17 protein-coding genes are annotated in these 19,074 nt (G+C 61.4%); 5 read left to right on the forward strand and 12 right to left on the reverse strand.

What is annotated here, in order from left to right; translation table 11 throughout:
• The first annotated feature begins 11 nt into the window (after positions 1–11).
• Both EKN07_RS08360 and EKN07_RS08365 read left to right on the forward strand, forming a co-directional pair.
• Entirely contained in the window at positions 12–602 is a 591-nt protein-coding gene (locus EKN07_RS08360; protein ID WP_108715725.1) for a DUF3000 domain-containing protein, read from the forward strand.
• On the forward strand, positions 586–1,791 hold the full coding sequence (locus tag EKN07_RS08365) for an HRDC domain-containing protein (protein ID WP_108715726.1): 1,206 nt from the start codon (positions 586–588) through the stop codon (positions 1,789–1,791). The genes EKN07_RS08360 and EKN07_RS08365 overlap by 17 nt, the downstream gene beginning before the upstream one ends.
• Here EKN07_RS08365 and dxs read toward each other — a convergent pair.
• From dxs to EKN07_RS08390, 5 genes are all read right to left on the reverse strand, one after another.
• Complete coding sequence (gene dxs, locus EKN07_RS08370; RefSeq protein ID WP_126146152.1) at positions 1,788–3,800, reverse strand: 1-deoxy-D-xylulose-5-phosphate synthase; 2,013 nt, start codon at positions 3,798–3,800, stop codon at positions 1,788–1,790. The two genes, EKN07_RS08365 and dxs, sit on opposite strands and share 4 nt — an antisense overlap.
• Positions 3,801–3,988: 188 nt before the next feature.
• Positions 3,989–5,221: a serpin family protein gene (locus EKN07_RS08375; protein ID WP_108715729.1), complete on the reverse strand. Its 1,233-nt coding sequence runs from the start codon at positions 5,219–5,221 to the stop codon at positions 3,989–3,991.
• A gap of 294 nt (positions 5,222–5,515) precedes the next feature.
• The gene (gene acnA, locus EKN07_RS08380) at positions 5,516–8,173 is read right to left on the reverse strand and encodes an aconitate hydratase AcnA (RefSeq protein WP_108715730.1); all 2,658 of its coding nucleotides are present in this window, start codon (positions 8,171–8,173) and stop codon (positions 5,516–5,518) included.
• Between the two features lie 186 nt (positions 8,174–8,359).
• Positions 8,360–9,673, reverse strand: a complete 1,314-nt coding sequence (locus EKN07_RS08385) for a TRAM domain-containing protein (RefSeq protein WP_240611196.1) — start codon at positions 9,671–9,673, stop codon at positions 8,360–8,362.
• Positions 9,670–11,499: an APC family permease gene (locus EKN07_RS08390; protein WP_126146153.1), complete on the reverse strand. Its 1,830-nt coding sequence runs from the start codon at positions 11,497–11,499 to the stop codon at positions 9,670–9,672. Before EKN07_RS08390 ends, EKN07_RS08385 begins: the two co-directional genes overlap by 4 nt.
• A 44-nt stretch (positions 11,500–11,543) precedes the next feature.
• Between EKN07_RS08390 and EKN07_RS08395 the strand changes: the two genes are divergently transcribed.
• Entirely contained in the window at positions 11,544–12,212 is a 669-nt protein-coding gene (locus tag EKN07_RS08395) for a TrkA family potassium uptake protein (protein ID WP_205647211.1), read from the forward strand.
• A complete protein-coding gene (locus tag EKN07_RS08400; protein ID WP_108715734.1) occupies positions 12,209–12,910 on the forward strand; it encodes a TrkA family potassium uptake protein in 702 nt (233 codons plus the stop codon). The genes EKN07_RS08395 and EKN07_RS08400 overlap by 4 nt, the downstream gene beginning before the upstream one ends.
• On the opposite strand, the gene EKN07_RS08405 is transcribed toward EKN07_RS08400, so the two are convergent.
• The 4 genes from EKN07_RS08405 to EKN07_RS08420 form a co-directional block, all read right to left on the reverse strand.
• Positions 12,874–13,737, reverse strand: coding sequence for a DUF3159 domain-containing protein (locus tag EKN07_RS08405; RefSeq protein WP_240611198.1), 864 nt, complete (start codon positions 13,735–13,737; stop codon positions 12,874–12,876). The two genes, EKN07_RS08400 and EKN07_RS08405, sit on opposite strands and share 37 nt — an antisense overlap.
• Before the next feature lie 39 nt (positions 13,738–13,776).
• A complete protein-coding gene (locus EKN07_RS08410) occupies positions 13,777–14,049 on the reverse strand; it encodes a hypothetical protein (RefSeq protein ID WP_108715735.1) in 273 nt (90 codons plus the stop codon).
• Positions 14,046–14,780 (reverse strand): DUF3710 domain-containing protein, encoded by a 735-nt coding sequence (locus EKN07_RS08415; protein ID WP_241228159.1) that lies wholly within the window; start codon positions 14,778–14,780, stop codon positions 14,046–14,048. Before EKN07_RS08415 ends, EKN07_RS08410 begins: the two co-directional genes overlap by 4 nt.
• Before the next feature lie 62 nt (positions 14,781–14,842).
• Positions 14,843–15,142 (reverse strand): DUF4193 domain-containing protein, encoded by a 300-nt coding sequence (locus EKN07_RS08420; protein ID WP_108715737.1) that lies wholly within the window; start codon positions 15,140–15,142, stop codon positions 14,843–14,845.
• Positions 15,143–15,422: 280 nt separating this feature from the next.
• Here EKN07_RS08420 and sepH point away from each other — a divergent pair, with 280 nt between their 5' ends.
• Positions 15,423–16,550 (forward strand): septation protein SepH, encoded by a 1,128-nt coding sequence (sepH, locus tag EKN07_RS08425; protein ID WP_126146155.1) that lies wholly within the window; start codon positions 15,423–15,425, stop codon positions 16,548–16,550.
• 97 nt (positions 16,551–16,647) lie between these two features.
• Here sepH and EKN07_RS08430 read toward each other — a convergent pair whose 3' ends face one another.
• Genes EKN07_RS08430 through EKN07_RS08440 form a run of 3 tightly spaced genes read right to left on the reverse strand, consistent with a single transcriptional unit; the run spans position 16,648 to position 19,012 of the window.
• Entirely contained in the window at positions 16,648–17,295 is a 648-nt protein-coding gene (locus tag EKN07_RS08430; RefSeq protein ID WP_108715739.1) for a thymidine kinase, read from the reverse strand.
• Positions 17,295–18,455, reverse strand: coding sequence for an alkaline phosphatase family protein (locus EKN07_RS08435; protein ID WP_241228160.1), 1,161 nt, complete (start codon positions 18,453–18,455; stop codon positions 17,295–17,297). The genes EKN07_RS08430 and EKN07_RS08435 overlap by 1 nt, the downstream gene beginning before the upstream one ends.
• Positions 18,452–19,012, reverse strand: a complete 561-nt coding sequence (locus tag EKN07_RS08440; protein WP_108715740.1) for a DUF5998 family protein — start codon at positions 19,010–19,012, stop codon at positions 18,452–18,454. The genes EKN07_RS08435 and EKN07_RS08440 overlap by 4 nt, the downstream gene beginning before the upstream one ends.
• Between the last annotated feature and the right edge of the window lie 62 nt (positions 19,013–19,074).

A 19,074-nucleotide genomic window follows, 5' to 3' on the forward strand; every position in this document is an offset into this window, starting at 1 on the left:
AGGGTTATGACGTGCCCCAGATCAACGCACCAGCCGACTTCCTCACGGCATTAGATTCCCTGAAGGGCCACACATTCCGGCCCGAACTGCATGTCACGCAGATTCCTCCACCGCAACGAATTGCGCCGTGGGCAGTGGCCCTACAAGCCGAAGTCAACGACTCGCAGAAGCTGGATCCGGATCAATATCGAGGCAATGCTCGTTTTGTCCTTCTTCACGACCCGCAGGGGCAGCCCGCCTGGGGCGCGACCTTCCGCGTTGTTACCTACGCCAGTGCGCCTGTGGATACAGAAATTGGAGATGATCCCCTGCTCGGCGAAGTCGCCTGGGCCTGGCTAACAGAAGCACTGACAAATCACGGCGTCGCGTACCGCAACTTGACGGGCACCGTCACCCGCATTTACAACGAGACCTTCGGTGGACTGGAACTAGCATCGTCTCGGACTGAAGTCGAACTACGCGCATCATGGTCACCCGTGAGCCCCGATGCATCCGAACACCTGGAGGCCTGGGCTGACTTCACCGCACTTATCTGCGGCCTCGGACCAGAGGAGGTAGCATCGTTGCCACACCTGGAGGAAACTAATGATCGAATCCGTTGATGTCACACGGCTGGATGTGCCGCGCGAGGGAATTCCCTCGGTGACAAGTGCAGACATTGACGACGCCGTCGCGCGTCTAGCGTCCGGATACGGTCCCTTCTCCGTGGACACCGAACGAGCCATGGGCATACGTTACTCGAACCGTGCCTACCTGATCCAGATCCGCCGTGAGGGGGCGGGAACCTTTCTGATTGATCCGGTCGGCATTGAGGATCGGCTCGGGCCGTTGGCAGACGTGTTGGCGTCCGACCAATGGATCCTGCACGCGGCCGACCAGGATCTACCCTGCCTGCATGAGTTGGGGCTTTTCCCGCCGGAAATTTTCGACACTGAAATCGCCGGACTGCTGCTGGGCTTCGAACGTGTCTCACTGCAAGCGGAAGTTGGCGAGGTGCTCGGCTACGGACTCGCCAAGGAGCACTCGAACTCCGACTGGTCCGAACGTCCGCTGACGCCCGAGCTTCTGGCCTATGCCGCACTGGACGTGGAATTACTACTCGAACTGCGCGACCGTCTTATCGAAATGCTGCGGCGGGCCGGGCGCTTGGAATGGCTACATGAAGAATGCGAAGAGGTTCGGTTGCGCGAACCGAAACAGCCCGCCACTCAGCCTTGGCGTCGTGCTGCACGCCAAGAAGGTGTGAAGGATCGCCGCGCCCTTGGCATGTTGGCCGCCCTGTGGGAGGAGCGTGACCGGCTCGCACGCCGTCGAGACCTTGCTCCCGAACGGGTGATTCCCGGCAAAGTGCTCGCCGAACTAGCCCGCCGAAAGCCGCGTTCTCGCGCGGACGTTGTCAACTCTCCGCTTCTGCGCAAGCGCTCGCGTCAGCGCGACGCGGCACGTTACTGGGAAGCAATCGCACCGGTGTGGACACTTTCTGACGAGGAGTTGCCGTTACGCCGTTTCCGTGAACATCCAGCTCCTCATCCGCCGGTGCGGCAGTGGGAAAAGAACCATCCTGAGGCGGCGGCACGATGGTTGATCGTGCGTACATCGGTGCTGGCCACCGCCGACGATCTCGGTATACGTCAGGACATTCTGCTCAAGCCCGCTTACCAGAAACAACTCGCTTGGGATGGTTGGGATACGCCCGATGAGATTCCGATTCTCCTGGCTGCTCTCGGTGCCCGTCCGTGGCAGGTGGAGAATGCCGCCCCCGGCATTGTGAGCGCTGCGTACCGCTCTTAGGCACCCGTGGCCTGCGACGTGCCTTCGGAACCGGAACGACCATCCTCTCCTCCGGTGTGAGCCAGTCGTCTGATCGCCCGTGCGATGGCTTCAGGCGTCAGTCCCTGCTCCGTCAAGATCGCAGATCGTGGCGCGTGGGGAATAAACTCCCTGCTCACGCCGACGTGTTCCACGGGGATATTCGCCTCTAGCCCGGCTAAGGCCACCGCGATTTCACTGCCGACACCGCCGTCAACTACGCCATCTTCGACGGTAACAACACCGTCATAACTCGCCAGCAATACCGCGAGGTCCTTACTCACCGGCAAGACCCAACGCGGATCAAACACCGTAACCACGCAGCCCGACTGCCGTGCTCCTACTATGGCCTCATGTGCCAGCGCACCAACCGAAACCACGGCGATGCGGGGAGACTGTCTCCCATCCGACTTCCCCCCGGCGCCTTCCCCACGCCCTCCGACCGCATCTGAATCGGGCACCCCTCGCACGGGAGCCGACGGGAACGTCTCGTGAATAATATCCACCTGGGGTAACCGATGCAGTGCAGGGATCTCTTCCGGCACCTCCCCTTTCGGATAGCGCAACAACGTCGGACCTTCTACCTGCGTCGCCTCACCGAGCAGTTCTCGCAGGCGTTCTCCGTCACGCGGAGCAGCAACCCGCAGCCCCGGGATCATCGCCCCCAAAGAGAGATCCCACATTCCATTGTGCGAGGCGCCGTCGTTGCCGGTAATCCCCGCCCGGTCGAGGCAGATAGTAATCGGCGCCTTATGCAGAGCGACATCCATCAGCATCTGGTCAAAACCACGGTTGAGAAAAGTGGCGTAGAGCGCAACAACCGGGTGGAAGCCCGAAAAAGCCAGACCCGCCGCCATCGTCAACGCATGTTGTTCGGCGATTCCCACATCAATGACGCGTGAGGGGAACTCATCCTTAAACAGTCCTAGGCCCACCGGACGCAACATTGCGGCGGTAATGCCCACCAAAGAGGCATTCTGCCGCGCCAGCTTCCTGATTTCTCGGGCGAACACGCTGGTCCATCCGAAGCGCTCCGGTACAATCGGCAGCCCCGTCTCTGGATGAATGGCACCGATGGCGTGGAAACGATCCGCCTCGTCTTCCTCGGCGGGTTTGTAACCGCGTCCCTTCTCGGTAATCGCGTGCACAACCACTGGCCCGCCGTAATCACGCGCCAGTGTCAGAGCCTCTTCGAGTTCAGGCATATCATGACCGTCAACCGGACCGATGTATTTCAGACCGAGTGAATCGAATACACCGGCATCGATAAAGATATCCTTGACGCCCTTCTTCAAAGAATGCAATGCGCCATATGCCATCTTGCCGGGGGTACCAGCATCCTGCAGCGCACGCTTGGTCCGATCCATCAGCTGCTCATAGTTGCGATTGATACGCAAGGTATCGAGTCGTCGAACCGGATCGAAGCGCCGGACCATACCGCCAATAGTGGGAGCATATGAACGGCCATTATCGTTGAGGACGATCACCACGGGACGCTCCGGGTCTTCAGCGATATTGTTCAGCGCCTCCCATGCCATACCACCGGTCATCGCACCGTCGCCGATAACCGCGACCACCCTCCGGTCCTCGATCCCACGCAGTTGCAAGCCACGAGCAATACCATCTGCCCAGGACAGCGCCGTCGTGGCATGTGAGTTCTCAACAACATCGTGCCCCGACTCTGCTCGTGAGGGATATCCGGATAGGCCCCCTGCCTGACGCAACGCGGCGAAGTTCGTGCGGCCAGTGAGAATCTTGTGCACATACGACTGGTGCCCAGTGTCGAATATGATCGTGTCACGCGGCGAATCGAACACACGATGCAACGCGATTGTCAGCTCGACCACGCCCAGATTCGGGCCGAGATGACCTCCGGTACGCGAAACACTCTCCACCAGAAAACTTCGGATCTCCTCGGCAAGCGTCGTGAGCTGATGTTGCGACAGCACCTTGAGATCGCGTGGCCCATTCACCTTGGATAGAATCGTCACCCTGTGTACCTCCCGCTCCTTATGCTAGCGCGTCAGACATGACCGCAGCACGGGTACCGGTCAGCTTATGCCACCGGTGAGAGGTGCCGTCTCCCCGCGGCATACCGCCAGCCCAAGGCGTCGCACATCCCAGCCCGAGGCGTTCTCGGACAGCTTGCGCGAAACGCGCGGCCTTAGAAGCTGCACACTCAGTCATCCTCTGGGTTCGCAACGGCTCCGTAATAAAGTACCCATCCGGTCTTCTCATCGATCACTCGGAAAACAAACGGGTGATCGAAGACGACCGGCGGCTGCGCCGTCGTCGCCACACCCGGAGCCGCCCCAGCCTCCAGTGGAACCTGCGTGACGGACGCTGCTTCGATTCCTTCATCGTCCAGGTCGAAAACCGTGCGCTGTTCGATTATCTGGGGCTTGATCGGGTCACCGGTTGTCGTGAAGCCTGTTATGCCATCACCGGAAGTCAACGATCCCAAGCCCAGCGTATCGAGTTCTTCTTCCAGGGAATCTGTCGAGTCAAGTGAAAACTCCGGCACTTTGACGGTGCGAGATAGATCCGCGTCCTGATCCAGAAGCTCCCACGGTACCGACTCCGTCTCCCCCAGTGAACCGTCCGTCGGCATGTACACCTGGAACACCAGATCTCCAGACAGGCTCAGAGCGGCCACTGTGCCTTCTTCCCCTTCATAAGCCTGTCCCTGCAAAACAATGGCGTCAGCGTCTTCCGTGCTGCCGTCTGCACGGGTGAATGCGATTGTTGCCTCCCCGGCATCGTTGGACCAGATTGCTTCCGTGTACAGTGCCGATACGAGAACGAGGGAAGCCTCCGGGTCTATCTGAGTCGGCAGTTTTGGCACGAGATCCTTTGTGGCATCCGAAACCCATGCATCCAGAGCCGTCTGAAGCGCATCCGGAGTACCCTGGGCCACGTAGCTATCGAGTGTCTGCGCGGCAGTGCCGACGACGTCGATATCGATAGGGACGCTACTCCCCTCGACGACGCCCCAAGCCGTTTCAATCCGGACCTCCGTGTCCTCGTCGGATTTAGCTTCCTGATTGTCGATGAGCATGCGGTAACCGGCCGTAGTGTCAGCGATGGGTGTGCCGAGAAATGCCTCCAGCTCCGCGGCTTCGGGGCTTCCCTCTTCCACACCCGGGGCTACCATCGCCATCGTGGTTTGCAGGCCGACCGGGGAGAGAACCACATTGGCATTGGGATTCTCTGCCAACCGTTGAAGAACCACCTGTTGCGTCGCATCGGTGGTAGCGGCGCTGACGGCGTCGGTATCCACGGACGGAGAGGCCGTTGCCCTGCGCCGGTCGTCGCCCGGAGAAGTGCTTGGATCCCTCGCAGGCGTTGAGGCACATGCCGCTAGTAGCATCGAAAGCGCTGCTAGGACTGCGGTCCCGGTACGTTTGGCCATAAGTCATATTCCTTCACCACGCCACGGATGAGTACCTGGCGGGGAACCGCCAGGCATGTGTAGTTACGACCGTCGCACGGCGAGGTGCATCGGTCATCCAGCTAGCATGGCGGGACGCCTCGTTCACACGCCAGCATAACCAGATTACGCGCCCATCATAACGCGAGCCGCACCGCATATGCACGGTTACCGCAAATAATCCGCGAGCACGCCGCCACCAACACCGGCCACCGCCGCAAACCTGAAACAGGCCGCGGCCGGTGGCCAGCAGGTCAGCGTGAGCCTCAGGCGCCGCTATCCCCGCGCCAGATTACGCAGGACGTATTGGAGAATTCCGCCATTGCGGAAGTAATCGGCCTCTCCGGGAGTGTCGATACGCACGACGGCGTCGAAGGTCACGCTGTCACTGCCATCGGGCCGTTCGGCGGTGACACGAACGGTGGACGGAGTTGCCCCCTGGTTCAGTACTGTCATGCCGCTGATAGAAAACACCTCTTCGCCGGTCAGCCCCAGCGCATCAGCGTTCTCCCCCGGTGGGAACTGCAGTGGTAACACGCCCATACCGATCAGATTTGAACGATGGATGCGCTCGAATGACTCCGCGATAACGGCACGCACTCCCAGCAAACGGGTGCCCTTCGCCGCCCAATCGCGCGAGGAGCCGGATCCGTACTCCTTTCCGCCCAGCACAACGAGCGGAATCTGCGCCTGCCGGTAGGCCTGGGCGGCGTCATAAATCGCCTCCGTCTGCCCGGTAAGCAGGTTCTTGGTATATCCGCCTTCCAAGCCGTCCAATAGCTGGTTGCGTAGCCGGATGTTGGCGAAGGTACCGCGAACCATCACTTCGTGATTACCTCGCCGCGAGCCGTAGGAGTTGAAGTCGCGGCGGGCAACACCGTGCTCGGCCAAGTAACGCCCCGCCGGAGAATCCGGCTTGATGGCACCGGCCGGTGAAATGTGGTCGGTTGTCACAGAGTCGCCCAGTTTCGCGAGTACCCGCGCCCCGGTGATATCGGTAATCGGTTCGGGATCGCCTCCCATCCCGTCGAAGAAGGGAGCCTTGCGTACGTAAGTCGAATCAGCATCCCAGTCAAACAGATCACCGCTCGGGGTGGGTAGGCTGGCCCACCGCTGATCGCCTTGGAACACGTCGGCGTAACTGGCCTGGAACATCTCCCGCGTGATGCAGTCCGCGATGACGGCGTCGACCTCTTCCTGGCTGGGCCAGATATCACGCAGGTAGATATCGCCATCTGCGTCTTCGCCAAGTTTCTCGTTCTCGAAGTCGAAATCCATCGTGCCCGCCAGGGCATAGGCAATCACCAGTGGCGGCGAGGCCAGGTAGTTCATCTTCACATCGGGGTTGATGCGTCCCTCGAAGTTGCGGTTGCCGGATAGTACGGACACCACTGCCAGGTCATTCTCGTTAATTGCCTCAGATACGGCCGGGGGCAGTGGGCCAGAGTTGCCGATACATGTGGCGCAACCGTATCCCACCAGGTTGAAGCCCAACGCCTCGAGATCCGGCCACAGGCCTGCCCTCTCGTAGTACTCCGTGACAACCTTCGAACCCGGTGCCATCGATGTCTTCACCCACGGCTTCGAAGTCAGGCCACGCCGCACTGCATTGCGAGCAAGAAGACCCGCCGCAAGCATCACCGATGGGTTGGAGGTGTTTGTGCATGAGGTAATGGAGGCGATAACGACGTCGCCGTCCTTGACCTGCGTTTTCGTTCCGTCTTCGAGTGTCAGAGCAGCCGCATCGCGCCCCGCCGGGGCGTATGCGGGCAATGTGGAGGCGAAGGACTCACGCGCCTGCGACAGCAGAATGCGGTCCTGCGGGCGCTTTGGCCCGGCAATGGAGGGAACAACCGTGGAAAGATCCAGCTCAAGGTACTCCGAATAGGTGGCTTCCCGCTGCGGATCGTGCCAAAGTCCCTGCGCTTTGGTGTAGGACTCCACAAGGGCTATCTGCTCCTCGGAACGCCCGGTCAGTCGCAGATAGTCGAGAGTGACCTGGTCGATGGGGAAGATCGCCGCCGTCGAGCCGAACTCCGGACTCATGTTGCCAATTGTCGCCCGGTTGGCCAGCGGCACATGCGCAACACCAGCACCGTAGAACTCGACGAATTTGCCAACCACTCCGTGCGCACGCAACATTTCCGTGATGGTAAGAACGACGTCGGTGGCTGTGGCGCCAGTAGCAATCTCACCGGTGAGTTTGAAACCAACGACACGCGGAATCAGCATGGAAACCGGCTGGCCGAGCATCGCGGCCTCCGCCTCGATGCCGCCCACGCCCCAACCGAGCACACCGAGTCCACCGACCATCGTCGTGTGTGAATCGGTACCGACGCAGGTATCCGGATAGGCGACGCCGTCCTTCGTCATCACCGTTCGTGTGAGGTACTCGATATTGACCTGGTGCACAATTCCCGTGCCCGGGGGAACCACCTTGAAGTTCTGGAAGGCACCCTGACCCCAGCGCAGGAATTGATAACGCTCGCCGTTTCGCTCATACTCGCGATCCATGTTGCGCGCCAGCGCGTCATTACTGCCGAACACATCAATCTGCACCGAGTGGTCGATCACCATCTCTGCCGGATTCAGCGGGTTGATGAGTTCCGGATCACCTCCCAGTTCGGCAACGGCTTCACGCATGGTGGCCAGATCGACGACGCACGGCACACCCGTGAAATCCTGCATCACCACACGAGCAGGCGTGAACTGAATCTCATCATGAGGCTGCGCTTGCGGATCCCATGTGGCCAGAGCACGGATTTGCTCCGCCGTGACATTCGCTCCGTCCTCGGTGCGCAGCAGATTCTCTGCAAGAACCTTTAAAGAGTACGGCAACTTATCCAGTCCCGGCACGGCGCCGAGCGAGTAGATGTCGTAGCTGCGCTCCCCCACCTGAAGCGCGGTGCGCGCATGGAAGGTATCGAGGCTCATGGCTCTCCTGTTCGCCTGACAACAGAAACTATCTCGGCGTCAAGATACCACGGTCTTGCTCAGGCAGGGTGCCGAGAGCGAGGCGGGTACGTGCCGTTTGCGCCACATTGCCTCGTCTGCGACACCGTTCTCTTGCGGCACGGCTGTGCGAGGACCGCTGTCCGTAACTCACCCGCATGCTCACAGCTACCGCAGCGTCGTCACCACTTCGAAATGGTGAGTGTTGGGGAACATGTCCACGCTTTCCATACCGATCACCTGCCGCCCGGCCGAAACCATCGCAGCAAGATCACGAGCCATTGACGCCGGATCGCAAGAGACCAGCACGATCCTTCGCGCCTTGGAGGAGGCAAGCGCCTGGGCGACGCCGAGGCCTAGACCGTTGCGAGGAGGATCGGCCACCACGACGTCGCCGGTAAAACGCTCGACCAGCGCGGGGGTGACCTTGGCGGTACGCGCCTTCGCCCACTGCATATCCCGCAAGTTGGAGCGTGCATCCTCAACTGCGAGGGCGTTGCCTTCCACCGCTTCGACCGTGCCCGTTGCCCCAGTCGCCACCGCCAGTGGCTGCGTCAGCATTCCCGCCCCCGCATAGAGTTCCAAGACCTCCTGCCCCGGTTCCACGGCAGCGCCCACCAGCACCAGGCGAATCAGCTCGGCAGCAGCCTGCCGATGTGCCTGCCAAAAGCCTGTTGCCCGCACTCGGTAGGAGTACAACTCGCGGTCCACCAACACGTCTTCGCGTACGAATGGCGAAGCAGTGAAACCGGGCGCCCAGAACACCTGCCCACCAATGGCCACCACCGGATCCGAACCCGCCGAAATGACGGCCCGGATTCTCTGGCCAGGCATCCACATGCCGCGCCATGCCCCCGAGAAGAGATCGAGTTCCGCGATCTCCTCGACGGCCAGTGGGACCTCGCCGACCGCGATCAGTTCCCGCGTGCCCTCACGGAACATTGCCGGAGCACCGGCGCTATCAACCGTCATATCCACCCGGGTACGCGTATGCCAGCCGTCGGTGGCGCGATCTTCCGCAAATGAACGCACGCATGGTTCAACTCCCGCTGCTGCCAGATGGGCTTGTAGAGCCTCACCGCCCACTCGGCGAATGGTCGAGGCAAGCACCTGCGTCTTCCACGTCTCTTGATAACCGAAGGTCACATGCCCGAGATCGGCGCCTCCCACGCCGAGAGGCCCGGCCACCGGCCAGCGGTGCGGTACCCGATGCGGAGACGGGTTCGTCAAGACTTCGATGACATCGCCTCGGGCATGCCTAGCCCGCTCATCTGTCAGAGCAACTCGCACCCGTTCGCCCGGCAACCCGAAACGGGCAAAAACCACCCGGCCTGAATCATCGCGCCCCACACATACCCCGCCATGCGTCACATCAGTGAGTTCGATATCCACGGTAGGAGCATCCCAGTTCCCGTCGGATGGCCAACGTGATGATCGTGCCCACTCGCCCCCCATGCCCACCTGCTTATGCTCCGTGGTCACTCCAACTCCTCACCATCTGCGTCATCTTCTACCAACTGGAACGGAACCTCAGCGATTACCACGCCACATTCGAGGCGTAAATCCTTTATGACCTGCGGCGTGGAATGGCTGAGGAAGAAACGCCGCCACAGCCCGGTTGAAACAATCCGCGGTATGTATACCACGACGATATCCGCTGGGTGAAGCGCTCGTTGTGCGCGGATGTAGTCGACGATCGGGCTGACGGCAGCTCCCTGCGGCTGGCCGAGCACGGTCAGCGACACCGGCAGAGATGCGGCCGCCCAGTCGCGCTGCAGGGCACGGGTGGCTTGCGGATCGTAATCGACCGTCAACGCGGTTAGCGTTGTCGGCCGCAACGCGCGCGCAAATGCAACTGCGCGCAATGACGCACGATCTAGCGCACCGATGAGGATCACGCCGTGTACGCGCGTCGGCAATGAGCGTCCGGCCGTGATGTCTGTGGGGGTCAGCCGGGCAACGATTCGGACACGTCCCCGGCGGAAGAACACCAGGATCGACGCCGGCACCGCCAGCGCCACCACCCCTGCTACCAGCCATTTGAGATCCGCTACTGCTATTGCCACAACTCCGGCCATACACACCAGAAAGAGCAGGAAGAACACCAGCCGACTGGCACGAGCCGCATTTCGCGTCTGCCGATCCATCGACTCTTTGAGGATCGACGCCCCGCGCGCCGACATAGCCAAAGCACCGATGGCGGCAATCACCAGTGCCGCAAAAATAAACACCATGGCCCCCGCTTGAGTGGTGGTCAGGAAGCTGGAGAGGCCGGCGGCGAGCACTGCGGCTGCGCCCACAATCGCTAGGCGCGGCGACACCGCGTCCGCCGCCGCTAGCTTACGCGGCAGGACGTGGTCGATGGCGAGTTCCCGCAATAGCCGCGGAAGCTGCATGTAGGCACCCAGCACTGCCACCACACCCGTAATGATGTAACAGACCGCGACGATACGCTGCCCGGTTGTGCCGAGAAACGCGAGCGCCATGGAGAGCGAGGGCACGCCCAAACGCCGTCCCGGCATGTGCAGAGCGACGACGAAGTACATGGTGACGAGAATCGGACCGGCGGTGAACACGGCGAAGAGCCAGCCCAGCGAGCGGGGATTGACACGCCGTTCCTCCGGTCGCTCGGAAACCCTTTCCGAGGTGAGGATGAGGAGGCATGCCGGGAAAGTTGCTCCCAGACAAGCCTCCAGCAACGGATGGAGGTGACCGGTGGTGTAACCGGTGGAGAGCGCGTCGCGTCGGGCAACGATCGCCTGGGCGGCATCAATGCCTCCGGTCGCCTCGACGACCATCCCCACGAGGAGCGTCACCCCCAGTGCTATTGCCCCTGCCAAGGCTCCCGCCACGAGCAGACTCTTGTTCACCGTCCGTCCAAAGAGCACAGGTAGGGCCAGCACAAGAATGGTGGCGACAAGCACAAGCCGCTGCTGAGCGCTGAAATCAACCAGTGCGCCACCCCCCGACACGGCAAGTCCAGCACCTAACACGACGAACAGCGTGTGGCATACGAATCGCGCCGACGCGACGACGATAGCCGCTCCCCCGCCCAGATACACCGATGCAAGTTGGTGAATGGCACGGCGCGGCGCAAGCCGATATATCCAGATATCCGTAAGAAATGCGACGGCCAGTCCCGCCGCCCCCACCAGCGCCGACACCACGATCTCTGTACGCCCACTTCCGGTGGACGCGGCGCGCAGTATGATCTGCGGCACAATAATAGTAGTGACAACCACGGCCGCGAAGACCGGCGCGTTCCTTGTCAACCGCGCGAGGCGGTAGTGCTTGTCGGTTACCATCATGAATTAGGCTACGCCACTGACGCAGGTGCGGTAGCGTCTAGAACGTGCACTTTGTCATCATGGGCTGCGGGCGCGTGGGCGCTGCGCTCGCCATCAATCTTTCGGATATGGGCCACTCCGTGGCCATCATCGATAGCAATCTCGACGCCTTCCGGCGGCTTCCCGAGGATTTTCCCGGCCAGCAAGTCAACGGGATAGGTTTTGATCGCGAGGCGCTTGTACAGGCGGGAATCGAAGACGCGGACGGGTTTGCGGCGGTGTCGTCAGGGGATAACTCCAATATCATCGCCGCCCGTGTGGTGAGAGAAACATACGGCATCACCAATGTTGTTACCCGTATCTATGACCCAACACGGGCGGATGTCTACGAGCGGCTGGGAATAGCTACCGTTCCGACCGTGCGGTGGACGGCGGATCAGGTGCTCCGGCGCCTTATCCCGCTTGGCCCGCATTATGAATTCTCGGATCCGCTCGCCGGTATGAGTCTGGTCTCTGTGGATCTAGACGAGTCGTGGTTTGGGCGCAACGTGTCGCAGATCGAACTCGCAACCGGCGCACGTGTAGCATACATCACCCGCCTAGGGCGTGGTCTCGTGCCGCAACATGATCTGGTCATCCAAGACGGCGATATGCTGCACCTGGCAGTTCCCACCAACGAGGCGGGTGCTGCGCAGCATATTCTGGTTCACGAAGTACGGGAGGAGACGCTGTGAAGGTTGTCATTATTGGCGCCGGATCTGTTGGCCGGACCATTGCGCGCGAGCTCGCCTCCTCCCGGCATGACGTCACCATTATCGATAAGGAACCGGCGGCCATGCGGGTCGCATCAGTCGCCGATGCCGAATGGGAACTGGGCGATGCGTGCGAGATCGGAACATTGGAGGAGGCCGGCGTGGGCGGGGCCGACGTCGTCGTCGCCACAACCGGTGACGATAAGGCGAACCTCGTGGTCTCGTTGCTTTCCAAAACCGAGTTCGGCGTGGAGCGTGTGATCGCTCGTGTGAACAATCCGAAGAACGAGTGGCTCTTCAACGACGCCTGGGGTGTTGATGTCGCAGTTTCCACACCACGGATCATGACCACACTGGTGGAGGACGCCGTCGCCGACGGCGAACTCGTTGCCGTGCTGCGTTTCCAGCGCTCGGGTGCTTCGCTGATGGAAGCAACGCTTCCGGAGGATGCTCCTATCGTGGGTGCCGTAGTCTCTGAGGTCCTATTGCCGCCCAGCATTACCCTGGTGGCGATAGTCCGCGACGGCATGCCTTTTCCCGCTGATCCCGATCTGACCATCGATGCCGGCGACCAGGTGATCCTGCTCTGTGCGGAGACTGACAACGGCGATCTGGCGCTGGTGGAGGAGCTTGTCTCCTCCATTCAAGATGAGGATGGCACGGAAGAGTCCACCGACTGACCTTGTGGTGCGCAATCACCGCCGACGCCCGGATCAGCAACCGGTGGAAGTCCGCGTACCAGCATCCAGGTCAGCCACGCCACCAGAGCGAATAAGAACGGTCCCATAATCAGCCGGGTTACGGCCAATGCCGTTGTTGCGCGGGCGAGGAGGAGGGGCGCCTGAACAAGTAGACGCGCAGCGAAAAGTCCCACCCATAGCCACGTCACCTGCCAGTAGCGTCGCCGTGTTGCACGTTGGTCGGGTTCGTTGCGCCGTGGCCCGTTGCGCCACGCCGTTGCATCGCCTCGAAGAAAACCGATGAGGAGCCCCAGTGCAGGCCAGCGCAGTGCCATTGACAGCAGCAAACCGCCAAGATAGGCACCGTTGGTGACGAGGCCCCACGTGAAATAGTTCGATGCCTCACCACTACGCCATGCCCACACGGCCGAGATAAGGATCCCAAGCAGTCCTCCCAGCGCCGGCATCACGTCGATGCGCTGAACTGCGCGCAGCCCGATAGCAAGAATAGCGACGATCACCGGCGCAACAATGGATGGCACCAGCTGATGCGTCACCAAGAAGACGATGATGAAGATAAGCCCTGGAGCTACAGTCTCCACTAGTCCTCGTATGCCACCAACGGCCTGCCAAACGTCGAAGTCCTCTCCCAGAACGGCTGCCAGACCCGAGGAGGCAACCCGGGATGATGATCCCGGCATGGGAGGTGACTTCCTCGCCGCATCCGCATCGGAGGTCTCGACCGGCACGGACGAGGCCAGAGACTGCCCGCGGCGCGTTGATGCCGCGATCTCGTTGCCTTCGTCTGCTCCTCGCGGTGTCATCATGAATTCATCCAATCAGGTGTAGGTCAAGCCGACGGCTCATTAGCGCAGGGCATCGATATGCGCCGGTAGTACGGTGAACCACGGGTTGAAAACTGTGGGCACTCCGTTGTGACTGGTGAGGGTGCCCTTAACATGCAGGCGACTCCCGATGTCCACGCAGTGTAAATCCGTTCGCCCCAGGAAGGCGAGCAGCAGTGAATTATCCCCCACTTGCAACATGACCTCAAGAGTTGGCGGGGTCACGGAGCCCGGATAGCTGATAGCGCTGACCACGCCTCGCAGGTTGACCCGGCGCGAGGGCGAACCAGTCATCGGATCTCCGTAATCTCCGGACCCCGTTGCGGAAGGGACAGCCGCGGGCGCCCGTCATCCGCCGTAGGACCATCGTCTTTCTTGGTACGCGGAACATGCAACGGGAGGATTTCGCGCGGAGGATGCGGAGTTTGGCCACGCGAAACTACCGTACGATCAAGCACCTCGTGTATCAGTGAGCTTGCCGCTTTGTCGTCCACCGCCCCGCGTCCCGTGACCGTCACGCGCAGAAGCCAACGCGGACCATCGATGCCGAGATAACGCACCGGATTTGCCGAACGCTTTCCGTTCGCGGGCATCTGAGCACGAATCTCCGTTCCGTACTCGCCCTTGGCTTCGCGCGAGGAACCACCCTGCGAAGCAATCGAGGAGATCATTTCCGAGCGAACGTCGTCCCAAATATTCGCCGACTTCGGCGCGGCGAATACCTGCAGTTGCACGGCGGTCTGTGCCTTAACATACACCACGCCCAGAACAACATCGCGACGGCGGTCCACGGAGAATTGGATGGTGGCCCCTTTGACGGCAGGAATCCACAGAGAACCGGCGTCAAGGAGATCTCCGCGTTCCGGATGATCTGCCTCATCAAACGGGCCGACCCTCTCCCCCGCTTCCTCTTCCGATTCTTCGGGCGCTAATTCTTCCACGGCACTCTCAGAGTTCGGGTCCTCCTGCGGATCCCGTGCCTTGCGCCTACGCGAGAATAACCCCACGCTAGCCTCACTTCCCACGGCCAGCGGCCGCCCGCTCGTTCCCGGTCCCTGATTCTCAGGCGCCGGTCATCAGTACCACCTTAGCCCGCGCATTCGGTACACACCGGCAAACCGTCCTCTTCATACGCAAGCTGCGAACGGTGATGTACAAGGAAACACTGCGAACAGGTGAATTCGTCATCCTGCGCCGGAACCACATTGACGGAGAGCTCAACATTTGACAGGTCGGCTCCGGGGAGCTCGAAGCCCTCTGCCGCCTCGACTTCATCCTCATCAACGGATCCTGACTGCTGCTCCGAGCGGCGCGCTTTGAGCTGCTCCAGGGAATCCTCCCGCAACTCCTCATCTTGCTTACGCGGTGCATCGTAGTCGGTCGCCATCGTTCCTCACGTTCAGTAGTCTCATGGCTCTTTCGCCCGTTGCCGGGCCGCCACGTCCGAAACCGGACTGCATAGCATTCCTAACGCCAGCAAACCCGAGATATTCCCCACGGGCTTCGAACGCGTGCGCCCATAATTTACCAGAGATTCGCACAATGTCCATTCGTCTGGCCACACTGCTCGCTCCTGGTGGACAGTGACGAACACACCCGCCCAGAATCCGCCACGTCGTCGTCCACAGATGGCACCCTAGAACACGAGCATATGTAGAAGGGAAGCCATGATTAGACTCGAGCTTCTTGGGCTGCAGCCCGACGGCGAGAACCTCACCCTGAACGACGCCGATGGCAACCGCTATCTTCTGCCCGTTACCGAGCAGTTGCGTGCCGAACTGCGGCGTGACCGGGCCGCTCAGCAGCAGGATTCCGACGGCGAAACGCGGCAAATGGGGCCGCGCGAGATCCAAGCGCGTATTCGTGAGGGCAAAAGCATTGACGAAGTCTCCGACGAGTCGGCGCTTCCCGCCTCACGTGTTTCCGCCCTGGCATATCCCATTCTCGCCGAGCGAGAATACAACGCGCGTTTGGCCCGTTCCTTCTCTCTTGGGCATGAGGTCGGAGCCCTGACTGTTGAAGAGTTGGTCGCCTCACGTCTCGTTGCGCGCGGCGTTGATCCAAGTCAAATTCGATGGGACTCCATTCGTCTTTCCGGTGAGCCGTGGACCTTGGTTGCCAAGTTCTTGTCCGGCGAACGCGAACACCGCGCCTCGTGGCATATTGATTTGGAACGCCGCACGCTAGAGGCCCTGGACGATGAGGCCATCTGGCTTTCTGAAACGCAGATTCCCGCGTCCTCCACTCCCTGGCGGCCCGCCAACACGCCCCCGGCAGACGCCTCCGCGATTGCGGAACTGCCGGTGAACAAACCCTCTGTCCCTTCACCTTACAAGGCAGCGGAGGCGCCGACGGCACCGGCCTCGCGCATTGATGAGGTACTGGCATCCCTGGATTCTCAGCGCGGCAAGTCGCGCCCGATGCCCGACGAGAACAACGATGTCGACACTGAGTTCGCCGGTGCGCATCCCGCCCTGTCACAACCGGAGGAGGTACAGGACGCGACTGTTCTGAGTTTGCGGCCCCGCCCCGTGGAGTCCACCTTGTTCTCCACACCGAGCCCGACTACGCAGACACCGCAGTCCCCAGGGGAGAAAACTCCAGCGGCAGCGGAGGACGTGCAACTTCCCGGCAGCACCTCCTCGCCCCAGAATTCCGCCTCAGGTGATCATGCCGTCGTAACCGAGGACGCACAGGACTCCCCCGCTCCAAAATCCAAAGCGAAAGCGCGTAAACGCAACGCACGCCCGGCCATGCCGAGTTGGGATGAGATCGTCTTCGGTAAGAAAGACTGACCCGAGTTTCGTTCAGGCCCGGCCGAAGTCCAGGACTGGCAGCACAACCGCGCTGGGCAACAGCAATACGGTGCGTCGTGTTGCCGACGTGTCTGGGTCACACCTCGTTCAGCGTGTCCTCCCCCAGGGTCTCGGCGGCCTGTGCCGCCTTTACGCTGGCCGCCGTCATATGCCGCATATGGTGGTATCGGCACAGCACTTCGTACCCTACATCTTGTGCCCCGGTGTCGCCAACCACGACCTGCTCTCCTTCGGTGACCATCATGCCGCCGACGGTACGCGCGTTATGTGTGGCTCGTTTGCCGCACCAGCACAGGGCCTCCACTTGCAGCACCTCGACGCGATCGGCCAGCTCGATCATCCGTGCCGAACCGGGAAACAGCCGGGTACGGAAATCAGATGTGATGCCGAAGCCGTACACCGTAATGCCGATTTCATCCACAACGCGCGCTAGCTGTTCCACCTGCACCGCCGTGTAGAACTGCACTTCGTCGCAGATGACGAAATCAACTCGTCCCGCTGTCCGCTCCCGCGCTATCGCTTGCCACAAGTCGGTGGTTTCTAATACCTCGTATGCCCGTGCTTCCAGGCCCAGCCGAGAGGAGAGCCGCCCGGCTCCCGCTCGGTCATTCCGCGTGAAAATCAGCCCGCGTAAGCCGCGCTGCTCATGGTTGTACGCGGTCTGCAACGCCAACGTGGACTTGCCGCAGTCCATGGTGCCGGAGAAGAAAATAAGTTCGGCCATCACACCACCTCGGTAATCAGCGGCACGAGCATCTCCTCGGCCGTCAGTGAACCGTGAACGCCCCGCATCAAGGAGCGATGCGGATCTCGCCCACGCGAATCCATAATGGAGAAGTCTCCGTGCTGAATGACGAGCACATCACCCATCACCGCGCGTGCCTCGGCGTGTACCTCGCCGAAGATACCCGTGGCGATTGCATCATCACGCAGCAACACCATTGAGCGTTGCCCCAATGCCTCGCGCCAGCGTGCGGCGACGGCGCCCGGTTCTCGGGTGTAGAGATGCAGCAGGCGTTCCTCGCCCGATACCAGGTCGACGTCGCGCTGCAGCTCTGGATAATCGGCAACATCCATACGCTCCGCGACATCAACCATGCCGTGATCGGCGGTCAGCACGATCAGCGTACCGGAAGGCAGACGACGGGCAAGAGCGGCCATGGCGGAGTCAAGTGCCTCTAGCTGGATCGTCCATTGTTCACTTGTCCAGCCGTGGCGATGTCCAGCGTGGTCGAGTTCCTCCCAGTACAGGTAGACGGCACGGCACTGCGTTCGCAGGGCTGCGGCGGCGGCATCTATGCGTTCGTCGATACTGTCGGCAACCAGTGCTTTCGCGCCGCGCAGCGCGCAGAGTGTGAGCCCGGAGTTCACGAACGATGCGGGCTGGATGAGCCGGCACGCATCGGCCGTGCTACCCAGTTGTTCGAAGAGAGTTGGCATTCTCTGCCATGACACGGGATCTAACCCCGGATCATTCCACGAGATAAGCGAGAAACTTCGCCCGCTGGCGGGAGATCGCAGCGCATAACTCATCATCGCGGTGGCACCCGGCGCCTCTCCGGTTCCAACCGCGGTAATGGCCGCCGCCGTCGTCGATGGCGCAACGGTTGTCAGCGGCTCGGTCTGCGTCCACGCGCGAAGTGTTGGCACGTGGCCGGACCGGGCCGCCAGATTGTGAGCACCTAGTCCGTCCACCAGGACGAAACAGACTCTTTCGGCTTTCGGCAATCCCAGTAAGGCGCGGTCGGCTGCGGATATTGTCCCCGCGGATGACGTAGCAAGCCCGACGGCGTCCAGCGCGGCGGAGAGCGTTGCGCGGACGTTACGTGAGATCGGGGGCGTTAGTCCGGCCCCCTCCAGGCCTGCAGCTGCGTTGTTGTTCATCGCTGTGCCAGAATGCCGCTCAGTTCGTTGATGAACTGCAGACCGCGGGCAAAGATATCGTCCGCCAGTGAAGAATCGAGCAGGATCTCGGCGTCGTCACCCCCGCCGACGCTCACCGTCCCGTGGTCGGCATCGCAGGTGGGATCGTCACAAGAGGCCGGGAAGGTGTCGAAGGCCCATCCGCCACCCCAGCGCAAGCGCATGCTCACCATGCTCAGTGCACCCGATTGCGGCCCATCAAGGACGCGCCTGCGCGTCACCTGAAAGTCACGGATCTGGCCCAAGCCCACCGATTGCACCGTTGTGACCAGCTCACCGGCGGGAGATAGCTCGTAGGTGACGCCGGAAACGAGGATGAGCAGCCGCGAGTCCGTGACGCAGAAAATAGAGACCGAATCAAAGACGGAATCCTGGTCGAACACGGTCTCCGGGCGTAGGAAATACGCTTGAACCGGCGCATCACCAAGCGCCGCAAGAACGTCCTGCGCCGCAGATGACTGCTCGGATACGAGCGTGTAGAGGTCAGCCAGGAACTGGTCACGGCGGTTGATCTTCACTCGCTGATTCTCTCACCTCAATGCCGGGTGTGCACGTTTCGGGCATACCCGCGCGTGCGCGA

Origin of the sequence: Actinobaculum sp. 352, assembly GCF_003957265.1 — a bacterium.
In the GTDB taxonomy this organism is placed as follows: domain Bacteria; phylum Actinomycetota; class Actinomycetes; order Actinomycetales; family Actinomycetaceae; genus Asp313.

Bases quoted from the DNA above. Each gene is read 5' to 3' on its own strand.
- EKN07_RS08365 (WP_108715726.1), top strand. From the start codon at position 586: ATGATCGAATCCGTTGATGTCACACGGCTGGATGTGCCGCGCGAGGGA.
- EKN07_RS08375 (WP_108715729.1), bottom strand. From the start codon at position 5,221: ATGGCCAAACGTACCGGGACCGCAGTCCTAGCAGCGCTTTCGATGCTA.
- acnA (WP_108715730.1), bottom strand. From the start codon at position 8,173: ATGAGCCTCGATACCTTCCATGCGCGCACCGCGCTTCAGGTGGGGGAG.
- EKN07_RS08390 (WP_126146153.1), bottom strand. From the start codon at position 11,499: ATGATGGTAACCGACAAGCACTACCGCCTCGCGCGGTTGACAAGGAAC.
- EKN07_RS08405 (WP_240611198.1), bottom strand. From the start codon at position 13,737: ATGATGACACCGCGAGGAGCAGACGAAGGCAACGAGATCGCGGCATCA.
- EKN07_RS08410 (WP_108715735.1), bottom strand. From the start codon at position 14,049: ATGACTGGTTCGCCCTCGCGCCGGGTCAACCTGCGAGGCGTGGTCAGC.
- EKN07_RS08420 (WP_108715737.1), bottom strand. From the start codon at position 15,142: ATGGCGACCGACTACGATGCACCGCGTAAGCAAGATGAGGAGTTGCGG.
- sepH (WP_126146155.1), top strand. From the start codon at position 15,423: ATGATTAGACTCGAGCTTCTTGGGCTGCAGCCCGACGGCGAGAACCTC.
- EKN07_RS08430 (WP_108715739.1), bottom strand. From the start codon at position 17,295: ATGGCCGAACTTATTTTCTTCTCCGGCACCATGGACTGCGGCAAGTCC.
- EKN07_RS08435 (WP_241228160.1), bottom strand. From the start codon at position 18,455: ATGAACAACAACGCAGCTGCAGGCCTGGAGGGGGCCGGACTAACGCCC.